The organism is Devosia sp. ZW T5_3 (assembly GCF_044987315.1).
Taxonomy (GTDB): domain Bacteria; phylum Pseudomonadota; class Alphaproteobacteria; order Rhizobiales; family Devosiaceae; genus Devosia.
In genome coordinates, this window is the sequence record NZ_JBJDRE010000009.1 from 21,571 (window position 1) to 41,628 (window position 20,058).

The window sequence follows — 20,058 nt, forward strand, 5'->3', positions numbered from 1 at the left end:
ACTGTCGATTCAGCCCCTTGTTTGAATAAAATCGGCACTCCGGCTTTGACAGCTCGAAAACCAGATCAGGGCAACCTGTCCGTGCGGCTACCTACAACGAGGCCGCCATGCTCAAGCACAATCTTCCCGATCCCCGCTATGAATGCGTCCGCGACCATCTCGAGCAGGCGCTGGCCATTGCGCCCAGGGCGCCGGACGCTGCGCCCCTGCGCGTCCATATTGGGGTCGCGCTAGAAGCGGCGATCGAGCTGGCCTACCGCCCCCGGCCGGAGGATGACACGCTGCAGCTGTTTGAAACCGACCGTGTGCCGCGCAACGCGCCGCCCCATCAGCGCCGGCCGTTATAGGTCCCTGGAAGCGAGATATTGGAGGACACCGCGCCTTCAACTTCCCCGGCGGCCGAGGCCAGCTCAATCGAAACCACCGCATGGGCCATGAAGGACACCAGGGTCATCATCGAGGGGGAATAGTGGGAATCGCGCCGCTGCACCTGCAGATAGCCCAGGTCGCGCAGTGTATTGCACAGCGTGGTCAGGTCCCGCCCGTCTTCCACGGTGACCAGATCGCCAGCGAGTGTCCGTATCTTGAAGAGTGCCATTCCTGCCCCCGATACAAAGCCTGGCAGCTACAGGCGTAGCGGCCATTCTTCAGATCCGAGAGACGTGACATCAGGGCCATTCTCTCGTGGGCGTTCCCAGAAATCTGGGCTCAACAAATATTGTGCACGAATTCGCGCCGTTAACCACAGAAAAATGCAGACGCCCCCCGGCGCACCGCTCACTTTTCTCCATTGTTGAACATGTGCTTGCTGCGATTCCGAAACATTGAAGTGATTTGTTACGGCGCAGGTCGCGAGTGGGCCGCGTGATGGCTGACGTTGCGACGTGGATGGCCCGGCGGCTAGGCAGACTCTGGCTCTGTCGACCTCTATTGTGCGCGAACGATCAGAGAAAAAATGTTCTCTGCGCCTGGTGCTTCGTGGAGTGCTGGCGGTAACCGTCCCACGGGCAACTGTTCAAAGGCCATGCGCTCGAATTGACAGCGATCGTCCGGGCCGATCTTCTGACCTCATTACCTTGGGGGACATCATGAAGAAGATTATTGCGGCCGTGTTTGCACTCGCGCTGACAGCGACACCCAGCTTTGCGGCTACCTACACGTTGAAAATCACGATCGCCCCTTATAGTGGTAACATTAGCAAGATTTGGGTGACGGGTGGGACTGTTGAGGGGAAGCCCTGCGGGTGGCAGAGCGCGACTCTTTGCGTCAAGACTATCACTCTGCCCGACGGCGTCTGTCGCGCCGACCTCACCGTAACTGGATGGGGGAGGGGGCGGGCTCGCACTGAGGTGAATTGGTGTGCCAGCGGCGGCACTGTCGAGATGTCAGTAAGTTAGACAGAACGTTCACACAGCTGCATGTCAAGCTCGCCTTGGCGTGCAGCCCAGCTTGGCTGCAGCTCGCTCGCGCTTGTCGCAACCATACAAATGGGGGAGGGGGCTGATCCCCGAATGCCCGTCGCAAGTAAATTTGTGCTTGTTCATTTGAAGGCAATATCTGTACTGTCAAATATTGGCGTCTTTCGGTCTGCATATCGACATAACAAATGCAAGATCATGTGCAGATATGTTTGAGTGGTTTCGCAATAGCGGCGCTATGCTTGCAGCTATTCGTGCCATTCTCTGACCAGCCAAGCTTTTCGAGCGTGAAGGTCTGCCCGCCATTGGATGGAAATATCCGGCGGAAGACCTGACCGACAAATACTGGAGGCCGACAAGGAGCGGCATAAACGACATCAACAACAGGCGGCGGCAAACAGGATGCGAGGAGAATGCTATGTTCGGCAGATGCGACATTCGGCCCGAATTCAAAGTCACCTGCAGTATCTCTGATCTCGACACCGGCCGACCGGCCCTTTGCCAGGGAAGGCTTCTAGCCGGATTAGGCGAGCTCGCCGACCTTCTCAACAGTCTCGAAGTGGGTCTGGAAAGGGTCCGTGGTGAGCCTGAAATGACGCAGATGCGCCATGGCTAGCAGCCCTTCGATAGCCGCAGCAGGTCGGGCCTTCTGTTGGCGCCCGGTTCGGTTTGTCACGACCAGCGAGGTCTGAGGTGCAAGCAAGATCTGGACGGCTCGAATATGTCGAAACTATCCGTGGCTTGGCCTGCCTGCTGCTCGTCGCCTTCCACGTTACCGGCACCAATCTCACTGACGGTCTGATGTTGGATCAATGGCACCCGCTGCGCATAGTCAATGATGGGCTCGATAATTCGCGCATGCCCATCTTTTCCTTTATCTCCGGCTTTGTGCTGAGCGCGGCCATTGTCAGTGTCAGCCAGTGGCAGGGGGCCATGCTCAGCAAGGTAAAACGCCTGCTCGTGCCCATGGCGGTAGTAAGCGCGATCTTTTACGCCATGCGGGCGTTGGCGGATTACGATCAGCAGCCGTTCCTGTCCATTTTCTTCGTCCAATACGCCCACTATTGGTTCCTGCAGGCCACATTCGTGCTGACGGCGCTGCTCCTCACCGTGAGTCTCCTGCTCAAGGGGCGTAGCGACCTAGCGGCCGTAGTCCTGCTTATATTTTTTGTGCCGTTTTTCATTTTCGTCGGGCGCTGGGAACCCAACGTTATGTCGATGTTCCAGGGGAGCTATCTGGCGCCTTTCTTCCTTTCAGGGCACTTGTTCGCCTATTATTTGCGCCACCGGACGCAACGCGATGAAGGAGACCTGCCGGCCTGGCTGACCGTCGTCTTGGGCGTGCTTCTGGCGCTGCTGCTTGTCGTCAACACCGCAGTGGTCCTCGAACTGCTCCACCTGCCGCGACCAATCGTCAATGTCCATCGGGTGATCCTCGGGCTGTGCAGCGCGCTGTTCCTGTTCCTGTTCAAGCCCCGGTCCAAAATCCTGTTCTATTTCGGGACCCACACCTACGCCATCTTCCTGTTCCATGTGATGTTCACGGGAACCACGCGGGAGGTGCTCCAGAAACTCTGGCCCGCCTTGCCGCCCGAACTGATCTTCCTGCCGGCATTCCTCATGGGCCTGTTCGGACCCATTCTCATCGAAAAGCTGGCGCTCAAAACCGATCTGACGGCTTTGCTATTGCTCGGCATAGACCTCAAGGCCCAACGGCATAAAGCTGCGCGCCGAAAAGAGGAGACGGCGCAGGCCGTTCCTGGCGCTTGGGCGCCCGTCATCCCAACAGCGCCCCGGGAGACGGGCTGAGGCACAGGCGTAGCCGATCCTAGCGCGGCGCCAGCCTTTGGGCCCGCATGAAGGCAAGCTTGGCGACCAGCACGATGATCGTCGGCACCAAAAGCGTGATTGCCGTATCCAGGATCGTCCCACGAACCTCGATCCCATTGCGCCGCGGCAGATCTCCGATCGCGTCAGACGCCTCATTGATCAGCTGTAATGCCAGTACCGCAAGCCACGGCCACCAGCTCCGCAACGGCACGCGGAAAATCAGCACACAGAGGAAGTACACGGTCAGACCCAGCAAAACATGCAGCGCCTGATCCGGAATGCCAGTCGCACCGCGAATGATGTCTTTGATTGCCTCGATCATGGGCAAGTTGCTCCGGAAATCAAAGGGAAACTATCCCATGCTCGCGCACGCCCCGTGATAGGACGATGTCTGAGTACTCTGATTGTTTGCCGCTTGAGGAGTGTAGAACAGAGAAGACGCCGAGGCAGCCATTTTCTGCCAAGCTCTCACTATATTCTCTGCAAATCATACAGATCGAGGAACGGGGACGATCTGACCCTGGTTCGCTTGGTACGCCCAAGGGGAATCGAACCCCTGTTCCCGCCGTGAGAGGGCGGTGTCCTGACCGCTAGACGATGGGCGCGGAGCAAGGATCTTAGTGTTAGCTACTTGGCCAAACTTCAGCAAGAAGAATGGTACGCCCTAGGGGAATCGAACCCCTCTCTCCACCGTGAAAGGGTGGCGTCCTGACCGATAGACGAAGGGCGCCTAAGCGCTGGGTTCGTATAGTTGGGCCTCTCGTGATGCGCAACCCATTTGACGACATGAAAGTGACTTTTTTCAACAGCCTGAGAAAGTCACCGGGCGGTTATAGCCGCGCGGCCGGTCGCGCACATCGACATGGATGAACTGGCGACCGGGATAGCAGCCCAGCCCGCCTACGCCGTCGACCCGCATGGCAAAGGCGATCAGCTCTTCCTTGGGCACGCCCGGAATGTAGAAATCGGCCGCCATGCATTTGGTATGGTAGGAACTGTCGGCGCCGCCGGCCGCCGAATTGTGCTGCCCGTCGCGATAGCCCGAATTCATGATGACCTTGCGCCCGAACCGCCCCTCGAATTCCCAGATCACGAATCGTAGCTTGGGCGTGATGCAGAGCGCATTCACCTCGCGGCTGGCGACGAACGTGCCCCAGTCATTGCGCTTGCCCGAATAGGCCGAGCCGCTCGAACTGGCGAACATGGCCATCGGCACGCAGGCGCCCAAAGTGAGCGAACAAACCACGGCAGCGGCAATGGGGCGGAGGAGGGGGTGCATCGGCGACTTCCTGGGACTGGTCCGTTGCAAATTCGCAACAGGCAATGCTCGGTCCTGTGAAGTCTCTAAAATACGATCGGTTTCGCTAACCCGCGGCTAACCCGGATGGTTAGCGAAACCTTAGCTTTAACGCGCGTCGGCGTTAGCAGTCCGTTACCATTTTCCGGTGTTTGGCATCGATAGCCATGGCTCCTGCGGGGGCAGAGTGCCCTCCTGAATCAGCTCCACGGAAATCCCGTCCGGCGAGCGCACGAATGCCATATGGCCATCGCGCGGCGGCCGGTTGATGGTGACGCCCATGTCGGCAAGATGCTGGCAAAGCTTGTAAATATCCTTCACCCGGTAGGCCAGGTGCCCGAAATTGCGGCCGCCGGTATAGTCTTCCGGGTCCCAATTATAAGTCAGCTCCAGCTCGCCACCCGCATCGCCCGGCGCGCGCAGGAAAATCAGCGTATACCGCCCCTTTTCATTCTCCGTCCGCCGCACTTCCTCCAGGCCAAGTCCTTGACAATAAAAGCGAAGACTATCCTCGACATTGGTAACGCGAACCATGGTGTGCAGAAACTGCATGGCATTTCTCCTGGGCAAAAACCGTTGGACCTTGGCCTAGCAAGCATGCCGCCCCGCCGCAACCGGCGCCGTGGCCCGCCGCGGTTAAACAAAATCGCAACACCTTCTTAACTTTTGGCGCTGAATCGGCCAGAGTGCTTAGGTGTGGAGTACCTCGCAGTAGCGAGTCGAGTATTTAAAGGGCTTTGGGACTATGGGGGCCAAGTTCAGCGGCGACGGCGATCAGCCCGTAACCCAATCGGGTGACGGCAGCGCGAGCAACCGTTCCGACATGTCGGTTCAGCCAGGCGAAGCGGGCCTCGATACGATCGAGATCACCGGCGCCATCAAATGGTTCGATGCCGGCAAGGGCTTTGGCTTCATCGTTCCCGACAATGGCATGGCCGATGTGCTGCTGCACGTCACCTGCCTGCGCCGCGACGGCTATCAGACGGCCCATGAAGGCGCGCGGATTGTCGTAGAAGCGCTCAACCGCCCCGGTGGCCTGCAGGCCTTCCGCATTGTTTCCATGGATGATTCCACCGCTCGCCACCCCGCGCAAATGCCGGCGCCGCGCACCCATGTCGTGGTCGAGCCGACCTCGGGCATGGTTCGGCTCGAGGTGAAGTGGTTCAACCGCATTCGCGGCTTCGGCTTCCTGTCCGCCGGCGAGGGCACGCCCGATATTTTCGTGCATATGGAAACGCTGCGCCGCTTCGGCATTACCGAGCTGCGCCCGGGCCAATTCGTGCTGGTGCGCTACGGCAATGGCCCCAAGGGCCTTATGGTCGCCGAAATCCGGCCGGATAATTGGGGCGACGCACCGTCCTCGCACTAGGAATTTCAGCATGACTCTGTCTGCCCATCGGATCGGCTCCAACTTGCGCCGGGCTGGCATTGCCATGGCCGTGCTTCTCGCGGCGGCGCCCCTGGCCGCCTGCAGCGATGAAGGCAAGCTGGTGCTGCATTCCGCTACCGGGGACTACAAGTTCAACGTGGAAGTGGTCGACACGGCGGAAAGCCGCGCGCAGGGGCTGATGTATCGCCAGGAACTGGCCGATAACGCCGGCATGCTGTTCGATTTTAAAGGCGAGCAGCCAGTCTCTTTCTGGATGCGCAACACCTTCATCCCGCTCGACATGATCTTCGTGGATGCCAAGGGCGTGGTGAAAAACATCTATGTCAATGCCCGCCCGCACGACCCAACGGGCATTCCGTCCGACGGGCCGGTGCAATTCGTGCTGGAAATCCCCGGCGGCCGGTCAGTGGAAATCGGGCTCAAGCCCGGAGACACGATGGACCATCCGAGGGTCGGGGCGCCCGTCGCCAATTAGAGCCGGTGGATCACCATGCAATCGAGCACGGCCCATAGATGCAGGCTGGCGCCGGTGACTACGAAAACGTGCCACAGGGCATTCTGGAACTTCAGCCGTTCCCACAGGTGGAACACGATCCCCAAGGAATAGACCACGCCGCCAGCCAATATCAGCCACATCGTGCTGGCGGGCAGCGTCTGCGCCAGGGACTGGAACACCAGGATGCCGCTCCAGCCGATGGCCAGATAGAGCACGATGGCGAGCCGCCCAAAGCGCTGCGGCACGATCAGCTTGAGGGCGACGCCGACAAGGGAGGCCCCCCAGACGAAGCTGGTCATCACCATGCCGGTCGTGGTGCCGCCGATGACCGCAAGGAATGGCGTGTAAGTCCCTGCAATAAAAAGGAAGATCGCCGCCTGATCAAAGCGCGCCAACACCTGTTTGATCGGCGAAACCGGCCACATATTGTAAGCCAGCGATACGCCTAACACGGCGATCAGCGTTCCCACATAAAGCGATAGTGCTGGCACGGCCTCAGGCGCCGTGACGGTCGTGGCATAGGCCAGCAGGACAGAGCCAAGTGCAACCGCGACTACCAGGCCCAGCACGTGGACGGCACAGTCAACGACCAGTTCGGCAATCGTATAGGGCCGCTGCTGGCGGCTCCACCATGAATAGGTCGGCTTTACGATCGTTTGCACGCGTCAAGGCTCCTTGCCGGCATCGCCGCCCGCAGATTGAAGACTATCGCTTCGTCAAGGCCGTACTAGGGCAAAGACATCGTTCCGGTGAACAAGCTGCTACTTCAAGCGGTTCCGGCTTGACGGGTAACGCCTGGGTTACTTAGACGGGCTTCGATACGAGAGAATTATGGCCCCTGTTCCCATCTTCATCGCGCTGGCCGATCCGACGCGCTGCCGCATCATCGAATTGTTGCAAGTCGGGCCTTCGCCGGTCCACCGCCTTGCCGCCGAATTCGACATCAGCCGCCCCGCCATTTCGCGCCATCTGCGGGTGTTGCGCGAGGCCGGACTGATCCGCGAGGAAAAGTCGGGCCGGGAAAACCACTATGCCTTGCAGGCCAAGCGCTTGGCACCAGTGCGCAATTGGCTGGACAAGCTGGCGCCGGCTCCGGCGAAAAAAGCCGTATCTGCCCCGGTGGCCAAGCCCGCGCCGGCACCCGTTCCTGATCCGGTGGTAGAAGTCATGACAGACACGCCAGCGCCGGCCAAGCCACGCAAATCTGCGCCGCTCTCGCAGATGGGTTTTGACTTCTAAGCGCTGCGATAGAGCTATAGCTTGTCTGCATGAAGCGCCGCCTGAGGAGGGGCGCCAGTGAGTCTGCGATGCGCCGGTTGCGGCGTGACCATCGTGGGCCGCTCATGTCGCAACTATTTGAGCAGAAAGCCTTTTCCAAGATGAACCAGATCGATTTGAATGGCCAGGTCGCCGTGATCACCGGCGGCGCCCAAGGGCTGGGTTTTGCCATGGCGCACCGCATGCTGGCTTCCGGCGCCAAGGTGAGTCTGTGGGATCGCGACGCCGCAGCGCTCGACAAGGCTGTTGCCGCACTGGGCGAGGGGGCGTCCAGCAAAGTCGTTGATATCACCGACCTCAGCGGCCTCGCCGCTGCCCACGCCCAGGTCGAGGCTGAAATTGGTGCGGTGTCGATCCTGGTCAACTCAGCCGGCATCGCCGGCAGCAATGCCAGCCTTGAAGACTATGATCCCGAAGAATGGCGCCGCGTCATCGAGATCAATCTCAATGGCACATTCTACGTCAACAAGGTGGTGATCCCATCGATGAAAGCCCGCAATTACGGGCGCATCGTCAACATCTCCTCGGTCGCCGGCAAAGAGGGCAACCCCAACCTGTCCGCCTATTCCGCCGCCAAGGCGGGCGTGATCGGCCTCACCAAATCGCTGGGCAAGGAACTGGCCAAGTTCGACATTGCCGTCAACGCCATCACCCCGGCCACCGCCAAGACGCGCATCCTGGAAACGCTGACCCAGGAATTCATCGACTATATGCTGGTCCGCATTCCCCGCGGCCGGTTCCTCGAGGTCGAGGAAGCCGCCGCTATGGTCGCCTGGCTGGTCAGCAAGGATAATAGCTTTACGACCGCGAGCGTTTTCGACCTCTCCGGCGGCCGCACGACCTATTAGGAGCATGCGGTCGGCAAAGGGCTTCAGCGTTTGGGTCGATCGCCGGCTGAGTGGCGGGAGCCGATGGCCTCTATGCGGGCGATCAGCCCCTGCTGGATAAGGTGGCGGAGTTTAGCGAGCCAGGTCAGCATTTTGGTCTCCGTGTCAGGTGCGGGAGGCGATGAAATTGCGCCAGCCGCCGTGATGGGTGATGTCCTGGGCGCCGGCGACGGCATGGGCTTCGCAGAGGAAGCCTGAAACCGTGCTGCCATCGTCGAGGCCGATCTTGCCGATGCCGAGCGGGGCGGGGATGCGGGCAACGAATTGGCCGAAAGCGGCAGCCGGGAGCGCCCAGACTTCGACTTCGAGGCCGGCTCCCGCGAAGCCGGGTTTCTGGACCATGCCGGGTTTGGGCGGTACGGTGCCAGGCAGGGCGAAGAGCTGGTAATCGGCTCCGGTGCGGCAGCTTCTGAGCAGGCGTCCGCCGGGGCCGGTCAGTTCGTGATTGAGCGGCATGCCGGTTAGGTGGGCGCCAACGACGGCAATGGGGATGAAGGCGTCGGGGACGGCGGAGACCTTGCTGGCTTCGGGCAGGATGGCCGCCTTGTCGCGGCCCATGCCGCTGGCGGCGCGGCGGTGCAGGGCGTCGGCGAGGGGGGCCAATGCATCGTCGGTGAAGGCGGGAGCGACAAGAGTGACGCCGACAGGCAGGTGGCCGGCGCTGTCGAAGCCGGCCGGGATGGCGATGGCGGCGCAATCGAGCAGATTGACGAAATTGGTGTAGCGCCCGAAATGGGAATTGCGGCGGATCGGGTCGGCCTGCATTTCGGCCACGGTATAGGTGGTGGGTGATGTGGGGAGCAGCAGCACATCGGCCTTGGCCCATTCGGCCTCGGTGATGCGGCGCAATTCCTCAAGCCGGTATTTGCCGTTGAAGGCTTCGACCGCCGTCTTGCCCTTGGCGCCGGCGATGATGGCGCGCACGGTTGGGTCGAAATCGGCCTCGTTGGTGGCGAAGAAATCTTCGACGGCAGCTAGGCGCTCGGCGACCCAGGGGCCGTCATAGAGCAGGGCGGCGGCTTCGCGGAACGGAGCATAGTCGAAGGGCACGATGGTGGCGCCCAGGGCGCGGGCGTTTTCTATGGCCGCGTCGTAGAGCTTTTCGACCTCGGCATTGCCGAAGAATTCGCGCTCGGCTCCGTCGAGCACGCCGACGCGCAGGCTTGTAATGGGCAGGTTTGCCCAGTTGGCGCGGCGGGAGAATGGATCGGCGGCGTCGAAGCCTTCGGCCACTTTGCGGATGGCAACGCCATCGCCCACGGTTGCGGCAAAGATCGTCACGCAATCAACGCTTTTACAGGCTGGGATCACGCCGGTATTAGGCAACAGGCCTGGTGTTGGCTTAATACCGACGAGGTTGTTGAACATGGCGGGGACGCGGCCGGAGCCAGCCGTGTCCGTGCCCAGGGAGAAGGTAGCGAAGCCGGCGGCGACGGTGACCGCCGAGCCGGAGCTGGAGCCGCCAGAAACATAGTCAGCGTCAAAGACGGAGCGCGGTGCGCCATGGGGCGAGCGGGTGCCGTTGAGGCCGGTGGCGAACTGATCGAGATTGGTCTTGCCGATGACGATGGCGCCCGCCGCGCGCAGGCGGGCGACGACTGTCGCGTCGGCGCTGGGCTGATAGGCGAAGGCGGGGCAGGCGGCCGTGGTGGGCAGGCCCGCCACGTCGATATTGTCCTTGACCGCGAAGGGGATACCCCAGAGCGGCAGGCTATTGGGCTCTGGATGCTCGGCCATCAGAGTCTGGGCGGCCGAGCGGAGGGCTTCGTCACTGACGGGCGTGATGAAAACGGCCTTGTCGGGCCAGGCGGCGCGGCGTTCGATGACGGCTTGGATGATGTCGAGCGGGGTCGCCTTCCGCTCTGCGTAGAGGGCTTTGAGAGTGGCCAGGTCCAGCATGATCGGCAGCATCAGATTTCCTCCAGAACGACGATGACATCGCCGGTTTTGACATTGCGGCCGGGGGCCGCGCGGACGTCGCGGACGCGCCCTGCGGCATGGGCAGTGACGGTGATTTCCATTTTCATGGATTCCACGATGGCGACGGCGTCGCCCTCGGCGACCGCGGCGCCGTCTTCGACCAGGATTTTCCAGATATTGCCGGGGACGGTGCTGCCGACGCCAAAGCAGCCAGCGGGAATATCGCCTTCGAGGGCACCATTGCCGGCGTCATCGGCGACGAAGCTATCGAGGCCCTCGGCCTTCCAACGATTGCGCTCGGCGTCGAAGGCGGCTTGCTGGCGGGTTTTGAAGGCCGTGATGCTATCGGCATTTGCCGCGAGGTCGCGAGCGTAGTCGGCATAGGAGAATTTTGTCTCCTCGATGCGGATGGGATAGGCGCCATGCGGGAAGGCGGCGCGGGCTTCGGTCAGCTCCTGATGATCGACGGGGAAGAAGCGGATCTGGTCGAAGAAATTGAGCAGCCAGGGCTTTTGCGGCTGGAAGGCGGGTGTCGAGCGCCAGGTGTTCCAGACCTGAATGGTGCGGCCGAACAGCTGATATCCGCCCGGGCCTTCCATGCCGTAGATGCACATATAGGCCCCGCCAATGCCGACGGCATTTTCGGGCGTCCAGGTGCGGGCGGGGTTGTATTTGGTGGTGACGAGGCGATGGCGCGGATCGACGGGGGTGGCGACCGGAGCGCCCAGATAAACGTCGCCCAGGCCGAGCACGAGATAGCTGGCGTCGAAGATGGTTTGCTTGACGGCGTCCACGCTGTCGAGCCCGTTGATGCGGCGGATGAACTCGATATTGTCCGGGCACCAGGGCGCATTGGGGCGCACCAATTCCTGGTATTTCTGCATCGCCAGCTGAATGTCCGGGTCGTTCCAGGACAAGGGCAAGTGCACGATCCGACTGGGGACGACGACTTCTTCGGCGGCAGGGAGAGATTGTTCGATTTCCCCCAGGAAACCCAGCAGGCGGCTGCGCGACATGGCGGTGCCGTCATAGTGGATCTGCAGCGAGCGGATGCCGGGCGTGAGGTCGATGGCCCCGATCTTGCCGTCTCGCTGGATGGATTCCATCAATAAATGAACGCGCAAACGCAGCGCGATATCGAGGGACATGTCGCCATATTCGACCAGCAGATTGTCGTCGCCCTGACGGCGATAGACGACCGGCACGGGACCAGCATCGGAGCGGGCTAGAATGGCCGAACCGGTGTCGATGTCCGGGCGCTGGATGGCAGGCGCCGCAATCGGATCGTCGGGGCGGGCGAGGGGCTGGAAGCGGATGGTGTCGCCGGGCTTGAACTGGCCCATTTTCCAGAGTTCGTCGCGGGCGATAACGGCGGGGCAAACGAAGCCGCCCAGGCTCGGGCCGTCGGGGCCCAGGATGATCGGCATGTCGCCGGTGAAGTCGATGGCACCGACGGCATAGGCGTTGTCGTGCAGGTTGGAGGGGTGCAGGCCGGCTTCGCCGCCATCGGTGCGGGCCCATTTGGGGGCCGGGCCGATGAGGCGAACGCCGGTGCGGGCGCTGTTGAAATGGACCTCGTAATCGGTGGCGAAGAGGGTTTCGATATCGGTATCGAGGAAGAAGTCCGGCGCGCCATGGGGGCCATAGAGCACGCCGACATCCCAATGGCGGGACAGCGGCGCCGGCGCGTTGGAGGGCTGGGTGGCTGGCTGTTCCGCGCGGGCGAGGTGGAGCACTTGGCCGGCTTTGAGCGTGCCGGTGGCGTGGCCGCCGAATTGGCCGAGGCCGAATGTGGCGCGGGAGCCGAGGACTACGGGCGCCGCGAAGCCGCCGGACACGGCGAGATAGCTGCGTTGGCCGGGGCCGTCGATGGTGCCGATGCTCAGGGTCTGGCCGGCGGCTACGGCGATTGCAGTGTTGTGGGCGATGAGGATTCCGTCGAGCTTCATCGGCATGGCAGCGCCAGCGAGGGCGATAGTGGCGGGGGCGTGGAAGCGCAGGGTCGGGCCGGCCACGGTGAGTTCGAGCGCAGCCGTGACGTCGGCGTTACCGACAAGGCGGTTGGCGTGGCGGAAACTGCGTTCGTCCATGGGGCCGCTCGGCGGCACGCCGACATGCCAGAGGCCAAGACGCCCGGGGAGTTCCTGCAGGCTTGACTGCGCGCCGGGGGCGAGGACTTCGATGACATCGGGGATGAAGGCGAAGTCCTTGAGCGCGGTGGTGGCCACCTTGCCGCTGGCGAGCAGGTCGGACGCGGCGATGGCGCGGAGATATGCCAGGTTGGTTTCGATGCCGGTGATCGAGGTGTCGTTGAGCGCGGCGCGCAGGTTGGCGATGGCGGTGGGGCGGTCGGCCCCGGCCACGATGATCTTGGCGAGCATGGGGTCGTAATAGGGGGTGACCTCGGTGCCGGTTTCGATCCAGGTGTCGATGCGGGCAGAGTCGGAAAAGCGCACTTCGGTCAACAGGCCCGCGCTGGGCTGGAAGTTGGCGTGGGGGATTTCGGCGTAGAGGCGCGCTTCGATGGCAGCGCCTTTGGGAGTGAGCGGGCCGGCTGCCGCTATGGGGTCTTCGCCTGCGGCCTGGCGGATCATCCATTCGACAAGGTCGATGCCGAACACGGCTTCGGTGACAGGATGTTCGACCTGGAGGCGGGTATTGACCTCGAGGAAATAGAAGTCTTCGCGGACCGGATCGTAGATGAATTCTACCGTGCCTGCTGAGACGTAGGCGACGGCAGCACCGAGATCGGTAGCGGCTTTGTGGAGGCGGGCGCGGGTGGCGTCGGAGAGGCCGGGCGCGGGGGTTTCCTCGACGACTTTTTGGTTGCGGCGTTGCAGGGAGCAATCGCGTTCGCCCAGGGCGACAATTCCACCTTTGCCATCGCCGAAAATCTGCACTTCGACATGGCGGGCATCCGAGACGAAGCGCTCGATATAGACGCGGGCGTCGCCAAAGCTGGCCGTGGCGGTGCGCTGCACGCTGTCGAAGGCGGCAGCGAGGGCGGGGGCGTCGGCGCAGAGTTGCATACCGATACCGCCGCCGCCGGCCGTGCTTTTAAGCATGACGGGGTAGCCGACGGTTTCAGCGGCGGAGAGTGCTTCGGCGGCGCTGGTCAGCAGGTCCGTGCCCGGCAGCAGGGGCACGCCGCTGGCCTTGGCCAGTTCGCGGGCGGTGTGCTTCAGGCCGAAGGCTTTGATGTTGTCCGGCGTCGGGCCGATAAAGGCGATGCCTTCGGCGGCTAGCCGTTCGGCGAAGCCGACATTTTCGCTGAGGAAGCCGTAGCCGGGATGGACGGCCTGGGCGCCGGTGGATTTGCAGGCGGCGATGACGGCGTCGATATCGAGATAGCTCTCGCTGGCGGGCGCCGGGCCGAGGCGAACGGCTTCATGGGCGAGGGACACGGCCTTGGTGAAGCGGTCGGCATCGGAATAGACGGCGACTGAGGCGATGCCCATGCGGCGTAGGGTCTTGATGACGCGCACGGCGATTTCGCCACGATTGGCGATAAGGACTTTGGTGAACATGGTTCAGTGCCCTCCGCAGGCGCGATCTGCGGCAATGTGGTGCAAGATCACTTCGCATCCCCCGAAATCACGACCTTGATCGGCGTCGGGTTGAACCCGTTGCAGGGGTTGTTCACTTGCGGGCAGTTGGAGATGACGCAGAGGACGTCCATTTCGGCCCGCAGTTCGACATGGTCGCCGGGGGCGGAGAGGCCGTCGACGATGGTCATCTGGCCGGAGGGCTCGATGGGCACGTTCATGAAGAAGTTGATATTGGGGACGATGTCGCGCTTGCCCATGCCGTGTTTGGTGACTTCGAGCAGGAAATTGTCGCGGCAGGCGTGGAGATACTTGGTGTCGTGGCCGAAGCGGACAGTGTTGCTTTCGCAGGAACAGGCGCCGGCGGACGTGTCGTGGCGGCCGCAGCTATCGGCGGTCACAGTCAGCATGACATTGCCTTCATTGCTGATGACTTTTGTGCCGATGCCGACATAGGCACTGCCCTGGACGCGCAGGGTATCCTGGCCGCTATAGCGTTCGGAGAAATCGTCGGCCTTGTAGAACAGGGTATCGACGGCCTGCTGGCCTTCGCTGTCGATGATGCGGATGGTTTGCCCCTTGCGGACAATGCCGGACCAGGGCTTTTCGGCGGGGATGAAGTGTTCCTGAGTGCTCATCTGCGTCTACCCCTCAAGCCAGCTGCATGGTGTTGTTTTCAAAGCCGCGAGCGGCTTCGGCGGTGGCGGTGCGGCAGAGGTCGTCGGCGGGCACGGGCAGGCGGAAGCGGGTGACGGTCACCGGATTGGGTTCAAAGGCGGGGTTGGGATCGAGCGGGTGCGGGCAATTGGAGAGGGCGATGAGCAGGTCCATCTCGGCGCGCAGTTCGACATAGTCGCCGGGCTGGCGCATGTCCTCGCGCCAGAGAAATGTGCCGTCATCGGTGACACGGACGGGGGCGAAGAAGGTGAGCGCCGAAGGGATGTCGCGACGGTCCAGCCCCAGCTTGCCGGCGACGAGGACGAAATTGTCGCGCGTGTTGCGGGTGTCGCCGGGATAGCGGGCGTTGGAGGCGGCATTGGAGCCGCCGACCAGGCCGTCATGGGCGGATGAAGCGGCTTCGGTGACCGAGAACATGACGCGGCCCATATCGGAGAAGAGCACGCGGCCCTTGGCGATGGCGGTGGTCCATTGCACTTTGACGGTGTCGGGTAGGTTGAGGCGCTCGCTGGTGTCGGCAAGGCTCCAGGCGATCATGGCCACGGCCGAGGGGCCCTGATCCTGGGCGATGCGGATTGTGTCGCCGGCTTTGAGATTGGTGGACCAATACCAGCCGCCGGGCACGGTTTCGGTTTGGATGGGGTCGGCAATCGGCGCGGCCGGGATGGCGCTGGGGGCGGGCAGCGCCTTGGGGGCGTTTTGCAGGCCCTTGCGCTGATGCTCTTCATAGCGCGCGCGGTCGGCGGCGATCTGGTCGGGCGTACGGCTCATGGATTATCTCCTTGTGTTGGCGCCAGGTCGTCCTGAGCAAGACCCAAGGGCATGGCCGGGTCGTCCCGGTCGGGTGCGAAAATGGAGGGCTCGCCGGCAATGCGCGGCGGCCAGATATCGATGTCGCGGCTGAGCAGGGCGCCGTAGCGCTCGCGCTCTTCGGGGCGGTCGCGCGGGCGCTCGAAGGCGATGACGCGGGTGCCCAGGGTGAAGGCCTCGCGCATGTCATGGGTGACCATGACGACGGTGAGCTCGGTCTCGTGCCAGAGGCGCTTCATCAGCACATGGATTTCGGCGCGAATGCCGGGATCGAGCGCGCCGAAGGGCTCGTCGAGCAACAGCACTTTGGGCTTCATGATTAGCGCCTGGGCGAGGGCGAGGCGCTGTTGCATGCCGCCGGAGAGCTGGGCGGGGTATTTGTTTTCGGAACCGGCCAGGCCCACATCGGCGATGAGCTGGCGCGCTTCTTCGACGGCACTGCGCTTGCTGGCGCCGAACAGGCGGGCGGCGATTTTGGAGCCGGTAAAGGCTTTGCCCAGCAGCACATTGCCCAGCACGGTGAGGTGCGGGAACACCGAATAGCGCTGGAAGACGACGCCGCGGTCGGGGCCGGGCTCGGCTACCAGCGGGACGCCATCGAGGGTAATAGTCCCGCGGGTTGGGGCTTCCTCGCCCAGCAGCATTTTGAGGAAAGTGGTCTTGCCGCACCCGGAGGGGCCGACTAGGGCGACGAAGGCGCGGGAGGCGATGGTCAGCGAGACCTTTTCCAGCACGATCTGGTCGCCATATTCCTTCCAGACATTGTCGAGAACGATAGTGCTCATCACTGCCGCTCCAGATTGGACCAGGGGAAGATGGCGATGCGCAGCCGATCGAGCGCGAAATTCATGATGATGGCGAGGAGCGTAATCCAGGCCACATAGGGGAAGATCACGTCCATCGAGAGATACCGGCGGACGAGGAAAATGCGGTAGCCGAGCCCGGAATCCGCTGAGATGGCTTCGGCGGCGATGAGAAAGAGCCAGGCGGGCCCAAGTTGCAGGCGCAGGCAGGTGAGCAGCCGGGGCAAGGTTTGCGGCAGGACCACGCGCAGGGCGATCTGCCAGGAGGAGCCACCCAGCGTTTCGGCCTTGATGATCTGCTCGCGCGGCAGCTCGATGACCTTTAGGGCGAGGTCGCGGATCATGGCTGGGGCGACGCCGATGACGATCAGCGTGATCTTGGCAGCTTCGCCCAGCCCCAGCACGATGAAGAGGATGGGCAACAGAGCCAGCGGGGGCACCATGGAGACGGTGGCGATGAACGGGGCCAGCAGCGCCCTGATATAGGGGAACATGCCGACGATCACGCCGAGCAGCAGGGCGATGGCGGTGGAAATGCCCAGCGCCCAGAGCAGGCGGGAGAGGCTGGCTGTGGTGTCCACCCACATCAGATATTCGCCGGTGCGGACATCCGGTGTGAAGGCCATGCGGTTGATGGCGTCGGTGAGGCTTGCCAATGCGGGCAGCAGCTTGTCGCTGGGATTGTCGGCGAGCCGGGCCGCCGAGCCCATGCCATAGGCAATGACCAGCAGCACGAAGGGCGCGAGCATGAGCATCAGCCGCATGGCTGGCCCGGGTTTGGTATTGATCCAACGCATGGTGTGGGCTCCGTCTGTGGGCCGGCCAGAAGCCGGCCCGATCCGGTTCAGAGGGCGCCGTCGGCGGCCATGCTCATATAGCTGGCGGTGAATCGCAGTTTCACGTTGGCGGCGTCGCCCAGCACGGTGCCGTCGGGCAATTCGATGCCGATGACGTCAGCCGAAGGGGCGCCGGAGCCGAGCAGGCCCTTGTCGAACAGGAAGGTGCGGACGCGATCCATGGTGGTGGCAAGCTCGGGCGCGGTGGTGAAGGCGACGGCCTCCGCTGGCGTGGGGAACAGCTTGGTGGCGGCAAGCTGAGCCTCGAAACCAGCCTGGTCGGTGCCCGAGGCAACGCCCATGGCCTGCCGCGCGGCGGCGCCTTCCGGTGTGTCGGCGGTCATGATGGCCATCGTGTCATACCAGATGCCGACCAGCGCCTTGCCGAAATCGGGATTGGCCGCGAGCACGTCGGTATTGGCGACCATCATGTCGATGATTTCGCCGGGAATATCGGCGCTGTTGAAGACATTGGTGGCGTCGGGCAAAGCGAGGATTTCGGAGACCATGGGGTTCCAGGTGACCATGGCGGTGACGTCAGCGGTCTGGAAGGCGCCGACCATGTCGGGGTCGGAGGTATTGATGACCTTGACGTCGCGCTCGCTCATCCCTGCGCTTTCGAGTGCGCGGGCGAGCAGGTAATGGGAGACGGAGTATTCGACGAGGTTGACGTTCTGGCCCTTGATGGCGGCCAGCTCGGTCTGGTCCTTGAGGATGACGGCGTCATTGCCGTTGGAGAAGTCGCCGATGATCACGGCGGTGGTGTCGACGCCACCAGCAGCGGGGATGGAGAGGCCATCCATATTGGTCAGGGTCACCGCGTCATAGGCGCCGGCGGTGTATTGGTTCATCGACTCCACATAGTCGTTGAACTGGGTCACCTCGATGGTGATGCCGTATTTGTCGGCCCATTTCTGCACGATGCCGTTGTCGGCAGCATAGCCCCAAGGCATCCAGCCGACATAGATCGACCAGGCGACTTTGAAGTCGGTCTTGGCCTGGGCGAGTGCGGGCAGCGTTGCGCTGAAACCCAGTGTCGAAGCCAGCAATGCCGTAACGAGAAATTTGGACAGTTTCGTCATGTCAGATCCCCTTTGCGTAGTCACAAAAAGGGATCGGCAGAAACCATCGAGCCAATCCCTTGGCTTACGAGGTCTCCCGGGCTTTTGTCCCGCCGTGTCCGACACGATTGCTCCCGTGCCGGCGGGTGGCTCTCGGACCAGTCGCGTCATGACGACGCCGGAACCCTAGCACCCAACTCGCCAGACATGATGCAAGGCACGTGCCAAGTATTTTTAGCCAGATATTGGGGGATTTGGGCCGCTTTTGCTAAGCTGGCGGCTAGAACATCGGCTGGCTGCACACCGATTGGGCAGGTGGTGTGCGGTCGCCGATATTCTTGGCAATGGCGCCGGCATGCGACGCCTGTTGCGTTACGGCCAGGGATAGCCCGCTGTGGCAATGCCCTGCTGGGTAAGAGTTTCGACCAGTTTGCGCCGATACGTAACGACATCGCCAATACTCTTGGCGCGTAGTGTGCTGACTTCGATACCGGTGAACGGTACGAAATCGGCAGGCACGGATTCCCCGCCCCAATTGTCCATGATGTAGTTGAGCACCGCCGCGATTTCAGTGTCGGACAAGCTGGCGCCAATCACGCCGGGCACATGCATCAGATAGGTGCGCCCGGTTTCATCGCGGGCAAAGGCGCCCACCAGGTTACGAAAATCGGGGATGCCACCCACCGGATGTCCCGAGCCATCCATGGCATGGCACCCGGCGCAGCGCAGGATGTAATTGGCGTGGGGCGAGCGCTCCTGCGCGGCCACAGGCGTCGCCGCCAGCAGGCCGAGCAAGGCAAAGGCGCGCAGAGATTTCATTGGCTACCTTTGCGCATGGCCCGCAAGTCAGCGTGGCTGGGCACTGCTGCGCGCAATTCGGCAACCAGCGCGGCATCGACCGAAGGCGGCAGGCCATTAATGTCGGCCAGCAGGTAATTGGCGATGGCGACGATCTCCTCGTCTCCCAGCCAATTATGCGTCGGCATGGCAAGACCCACATAGGTCTGCCCGCCGGCTTCGATCCTGCCGGTGAGCCCGCTCAGGATCACCCCGGTGACATAGCGCCCGCTCTGGTCGCCCAGCGTCTGCCAGAGCGCCGCATCGTTGAGTGGTGGCGCCAGGCCCGGCGAGCCGCTGCCATCCGCCATATGGCAGGCGCCGCAGGTATCGGCGAAGGCTGTCTGCCCCGCCGCATCCTGCCCGTGGGCAGGCGCGGCGAGCAGTGCAAGCGCCAGCGTTACGACAAGGCCTTTATGCATCGGCCAGCCCGACCAGCACGGCCACGGTGCAGTGATAGCCCTTGGAATCATTGGCCATGCACCAGTTGATGTCGTTGTAGAGACCCATGCGATAGCCGGGGCGCTCGCCTTCGGAAGTGAAGCAGAACGAGCCGGCGCAGGTCGCCTTGCCGCAGCAATCATTGTAGGAGACGAGGTAATCCTTCTCGTCATTGGGATTGCGGCAGGTGCCCACCCAGGAGACTTTGGACGCTTCCGAGCCCGGCGGGCACTGGTTGAGCGTGCCGCCGCATTCATTGCAGAGATTGCCGTCCAGCGCGCAATAGCGCCAGTAATCGCACGAGGTCTGATCGCCATCGGGGGAGGCGCCTTCCTGCGCGAAGGCCTGGCCGAAATTGCGGTCGAAGGGCAACATGGGCAAGAGGCTTCCCCCCAGCATGGCGGCGCCGGCCTTGGTGAGAAAGTTGCGGCGCCCGGTGCCCTGGGCGATGCGGCGGCTGCTCTTTTCGGCACCCCGGTCGAGCCATTCAAAGATAGTGTCGATCATTGCCATTGAAGGTACTCCTTAGGG

At 62.6% G+C, this 20,058-nt stretch carries 21 protein-coding genes, 2 tRNA genes and 1 riboswitch; of the genes, 6 read left to right on the plus strand and 17 right to left on the minus strand.

Annotation, left to right across the window (positions count from 1 at the left end):
• Positions 1 to 107: 107 nt before the first annotated feature.
• On the plus strand, positions 108 to 347 hold the full coding sequence (locus ACI3KW_RS12520; RefSeq protein ID WP_404848357.1) for a hypothetical protein: 240 nt from the start codon (positions 108 to 110) through the stop codon (positions 345 to 347).
• Here ACI3KW_RS12520 and ACI3KW_RS12525 read toward each other — a convergent pair.
• Entirely contained in the window at positions 329 to 598 is a 270-nt protein-coding gene (locus tag ACI3KW_RS12525) for a hypothetical protein (protein ID WP_404848358.1), read from the minus strand. The two genes, ACI3KW_RS12520 and ACI3KW_RS12525, sit on opposite strands and share 19 nt — an antisense overlap.
• 1,513 nt (positions 599 to 2,111) lie before the next feature.
• Here ACI3KW_RS12525 and ACI3KW_RS12530 point away from each other — a divergent pair.
• The gene (locus ACI3KW_RS12530) at positions 2,112 to 3,227 is read left to right on the plus strand and encodes an acyltransferase (protein WP_404848359.1); all 1,116 of its coding nucleotides are present in this window, start codon (positions 2,112 to 2,114) and stop codon (positions 3,225 to 3,227) included.
• A 19-nt stretch (positions 3,228 to 3,246) separates the two neighbouring features.
• Here the strand turns inward: ACI3KW_RS12530 and ACI3KW_RS12535 are convergent, their stop codons facing one another.
• From ACI3KW_RS12535 to ACI3KW_RS12555, 5 genes are all read right to left on the minus strand, one after another.
• Entirely contained in the window at positions 3,247 to 3,570 is a 324-nt protein-coding gene (locus tag ACI3KW_RS12535; RefSeq protein WP_404848360.1) for a hypothetical protein, read from the minus strand.
• Positions 3,571 to 3,778: 208 nt separating this feature from the next.
• A tRNA-Glu gene (locus ACI3KW_RS12540) sits at positions 3,779 to 3,853 on the minus strand.
• 50 nt (positions 3,854 to 3,903) lie between these two features.
• A tRNA-Glu gene (locus ACI3KW_RS12545) sits at positions 3,904 to 3,978 on the minus strand.
• 72 nt (positions 3,979 to 4,050) lie between these two features.
• Positions 4,051 to 4,527 carry a YcbK family protein gene (locus ACI3KW_RS12550; protein ID WP_404848361.1) on the minus strand — a complete coding sequence of 159 codons (477 nt, stop codon included), beginning with the start codon at positions 4,525 to 4,527 and terminating at the stop codon, positions 4,051 to 4,053.
• 153 nt (positions 4,528 to 4,680) lie between these two features.
• Positions 4,681 to 5,097 (minus strand): VOC family protein, encoded by a 417-nt coding sequence (locus tag ACI3KW_RS12555; protein WP_404848362.1) that lies wholly within the window; start codon positions 5,095 to 5,097, stop codon positions 4,681 to 4,683.
• Between the two features lie 193 nt (positions 5,098 to 5,290).
• Between ACI3KW_RS12555 and ACI3KW_RS12560 the strand changes: the two genes are divergently transcribed.
• Both ACI3KW_RS12560 and ACI3KW_RS12565 read left to right on the plus strand, forming a co-directional pair.
• On the plus strand, positions 5,291 to 5,914 hold the full coding sequence (locus ACI3KW_RS12560) for a cold-shock protein (protein WP_404848363.1): 624 nt from the start codon (positions 5,291 to 5,293) through the stop codon (positions 5,912 to 5,914).
• A 10-nt stretch (positions 5,915 to 5,924) separates the two neighbouring features.
• Complete coding sequence (locus ACI3KW_RS12565; RefSeq protein WP_404848364.1) at positions 5,925 to 6,410, plus strand: DUF192 domain-containing protein; 486 nt, start codon at positions 5,925 to 5,927, stop codon at positions 6,408 to 6,410.
• Here ACI3KW_RS12565 and ACI3KW_RS12570 read toward each other — a convergent pair.
• The gene (locus tag ACI3KW_RS12570; protein WP_404848365.1) at positions 6,407 to 7,093 is read right to left on the minus strand and encodes a hemolysin III family protein; all 687 of its coding nucleotides are present in this window, start codon (positions 7,091 to 7,093) and stop codon (positions 6,407 to 6,409) included. The genes ACI3KW_RS12565 and ACI3KW_RS12570 overlap by 4 nt on opposite strands.
• Before the next feature lie 169 nt (positions 7,094 to 7,262).
• On the opposite strand from ACI3KW_RS12570, the gene ACI3KW_RS12575 reads away from it, so the two are divergent.
• Positions 7,263 to 7,670, plus strand: coding sequence for an ArsR/SmtB family transcription factor (locus ACI3KW_RS12575; RefSeq protein ID WP_404848366.1), 408 nt, complete (start codon positions 7,263 to 7,265; stop codon positions 7,668 to 7,670).
• A 140-nt stretch (positions 7,671 to 7,810) separates the two neighbouring features.
• The gene (locus ACI3KW_RS12580) at positions 7,811 to 8,557 is read left to right on the plus strand and encodes an SDR family NAD(P)-dependent oxidoreductase (RefSeq protein WP_404848480.1); all 747 of its coding nucleotides are present in this window, start codon (positions 7,811 to 7,813) and stop codon (positions 8,555 to 8,557) included.
• Positions 8,558 to 8,701: 144 nt separating this feature from the next.
• Here ACI3KW_RS12580 and atzF read toward each other — a convergent pair whose 3' ends face one another.
• The 10 genes from atzF to ACI3KW_RS12630 all read right to left on the minus strand — a co-directional run bounded on the left by atzF (position 8,702) and on the right by ACI3KW_RS12630 (position 20,040).
• The gene (atzF, locus tag ACI3KW_RS12585) at positions 8,702 to 10,507 is read right to left on the minus strand and encodes an allophanate hydrolase (RefSeq protein ID WP_404848367.1); all 1,806 of its coding nucleotides are present in this window, start codon (positions 10,505 to 10,507) and stop codon (positions 8,702 to 8,704) included.
• Positions 10,507 to 14,043: an urea carboxylase gene (gene uca / locus ACI3KW_RS12590; RefSeq protein WP_404848368.1), complete on the minus strand. Its 3,537-nt coding sequence runs from the start codon at positions 14,041 to 14,043 to the stop codon at positions 10,507 to 10,509. The genes atzF and uca overlap by 1 nt, the downstream gene beginning before the upstream one ends.
• Before the next feature lie 47 nt (positions 14,044 to 14,090).
• Entirely contained in the window at positions 14,091 to 14,699 is a 609-nt protein-coding gene (locus ACI3KW_RS12595) for an urea amidolyase associated protein UAAP2 (protein ID WP_404848369.1), read from the minus strand.
• A 13-nt stretch (positions 14,700 to 14,712) separates the two neighbouring features.
• Positions 14,713 to 15,510, minus strand: coding sequence for an urea amidolyase associated protein UAAP1 (locus tag ACI3KW_RS12600; protein ID WP_404848370.1), 798 nt, complete (start codon positions 15,508 to 15,510; stop codon positions 14,713 to 14,715).
• The gene (locus ACI3KW_RS12605; protein WP_404848371.1) at positions 15,507 to 16,334 is read right to left on the minus strand and encodes an ABC transporter ATP-binding protein; all 828 of its coding nucleotides are present in this window, start codon (positions 16,332 to 16,334) and stop codon (positions 15,507 to 15,509) included. The genes ACI3KW_RS12600 and ACI3KW_RS12605 overlap by 4 nt, the downstream gene beginning before the upstream one ends.
• Entirely contained in the window at positions 16,334 to 17,149 is an 816-nt protein-coding gene (locus tag ACI3KW_RS12610; RefSeq protein ID WP_404848372.1) for an ABC transporter permease, read from the minus strand. The genes ACI3KW_RS12605 and ACI3KW_RS12610 overlap by 1 nt, the downstream gene beginning before the upstream one ends.
• A gap of 47 nt (positions 17,150 to 17,196) precedes the next feature.
• Positions 17,197 to 18,270, minus strand: a complete 1,074-nt coding sequence (locus ACI3KW_RS12615; RefSeq protein ID WP_404848373.1) for a putative urea ABC transporter substrate-binding protein — start codon at positions 18,268 to 18,270, stop codon at positions 17,197 to 17,199.
• Between the two features lie 71 nt (positions 18,271 to 18,341).
• A riboswitch (guanidine-I (ykkC/yxkD leader) is annotated at positions 18,342 to 18,450 on the minus strand.
• 171 nt (positions 18,451 to 18,621) lie between these two features.
• The gene (locus ACI3KW_RS12620) at positions 18,622 to 19,068 is read right to left on the minus strand and encodes a c-type cytochrome (protein WP_404848374.1); all 447 of its coding nucleotides are present in this window, start codon (positions 19,066 to 19,068) and stop codon (positions 18,622 to 18,624) included.
• A complete protein-coding gene (locus tag ACI3KW_RS12625; protein WP_162740377.1) occupies positions 19,065 to 19,508 on the minus strand; it encodes a cytochrome c in 444 nt (147 codons plus the stop codon). Before ACI3KW_RS12625 ends, ACI3KW_RS12620 begins: the two co-directional genes overlap by 4 nt.
• Complete coding sequence (locus ACI3KW_RS12630) at positions 19,501 to 20,040, minus strand: methylamine dehydrogenase light chain (protein ID WP_404848375.1); 540 nt, start codon at positions 20,038 to 20,040, stop codon at positions 19,501 to 19,503. The genes ACI3KW_RS12625 and ACI3KW_RS12630 overlap by 8 nt, the downstream gene beginning before the upstream one ends.
• Positions 20,041 to 20,058 lie beyond the last annotated feature (18 nt).

What these genes read in the sequence shown, in the direction of transcription:
- ACI3KW_RS12520 (WP_404848357.1), top strand. Translation starts at nt 108, where the DNA reads ATGCTCAAGCACAATCTTCCCGATCCCCGCTATGAATGCGTCCGCGAC.
- ACI3KW_RS12620 (WP_404848374.1), bottom strand. Translation starts at nt 19,068, where the DNA reads ATGAAATCTCTGCGCGCCTTTGCCTTGCTCGGCCTGCTGGCGGCGACG.
- ACI3KW_RS12550 (WP_404848361.1), bottom strand. Translation starts at nt 4,527, where the DNA reads ATGCACCCCCTCCTCCGCCCCATTGCCGCTGCCGTGGTTTGTTCGCTC.
- ACI3KW_RS12630 (WP_404848375.1), bottom strand. Translation starts at nt 20,040, where the DNA reads ATGGCAATGATCGACACTATCTTTGAATGGCTCGACCGGGGTGCCGAA.
- ACI3KW_RS12625 (WP_162740377.1), bottom strand. Translation starts at nt 19,508, where the DNA reads ATGCATAAAGGCCTTGTCGTAACGCTGGCGCTTGCACTGCTCGCCGCG.
- ACI3KW_RS12525 (WP_404848358.1), bottom strand. Translation starts at nt 598, where the DNA reads ATGGCACTCTTCAAGATACGGACACTCGCTGGCGATCTGGTCACCGTG.
- ACI3KW_RS12610 (WP_404848372.1), bottom strand. Translation starts at nt 17,149, where the DNA reads ATGCGTTGGATCAATACCAAACCCGGGCCAGCCATGCGGCTGATGCTC.
- ACI3KW_RS12560 (WP_404848363.1), top strand. Translation starts at nt 5,291, where the DNA reads ATGGGGGCCAAGTTCAGCGGCGACGGCGATCAGCCCGTAACCCAATCG.
- ACI3KW_RS12580 (WP_404848480.1), top strand. Translation starts at nt 7,811, where the DNA reads ATGAACCAGATCGATTTGAATGGCCAGGTCGCCGTGATCACCGGCGGC.
- atzF (WP_404848367.1), bottom strand. Translation starts at nt 10,507, where the DNA reads ATGCTGCCGATCATGCTGGACCTGGCCACTCTCAAAGCCCTCTACGCA.
- ACI3KW_RS12535 (WP_404848360.1), bottom strand. Translation starts at nt 3,570, where the DNA reads ATGATCGAGGCAATCAAAGACATCATTCGCGGTGCGACTGGCATTCCG.
- ACI3KW_RS12615 (WP_404848373.1), bottom strand. Translation starts at nt 18,270, where the DNA reads ATGACGAAACTGTCCAAATTTCTCGTTACGGCATTGCTGGCTTCGACA.
- ACI3KW_RS12555 (WP_404848362.1), bottom strand. Translation starts at nt 5,097, where the DNA reads ATGCAGTTTCTGCACACCATGGTTCGCGTTACCAATGTCGAGGATAGT.
- ACI3KW_RS12600 (WP_404848370.1), bottom strand. Translation starts at nt 15,510, where the DNA reads ATGAGCCGTACGCCCGACCAGATCGCCGCCGACCGCGCGCGCTATGAA.
- ACI3KW_RS12565 (WP_404848364.1), top strand. Translation starts at nt 5,925, where the DNA reads ATGACTCTGTCTGCCCATCGGATCGGCTCCAACTTGCGCCGGGCTGGC.
- ACI3KW_RS12575 (WP_404848366.1), top strand. Translation starts at nt 7,263, where the DNA reads ATGGCCCCTGTTCCCATCTTCATCGCGCTGGCCGATCCGACGCGCTGC.
- ACI3KW_RS12595 (WP_404848369.1), bottom strand. Translation starts at nt 14,699, where the DNA reads ATGAGCACTCAGGAACACTTCATCCCCGCCGAAAAGCCCTGGTCCGGC.
- ACI3KW_RS12605 (WP_404848371.1), bottom strand. Translation starts at nt 16,334, where the DNA reads ATGAGCACTATCGTTCTCGACAATGTCTGGAAGGAATATGGCGACCAG.
- uca (WP_404848368.1), bottom strand. Translation starts at nt 14,043, where the DNA reads ATGTTCACCAAAGTCCTTATCGCCAATCGTGGCGAAATCGCCGTGCGC.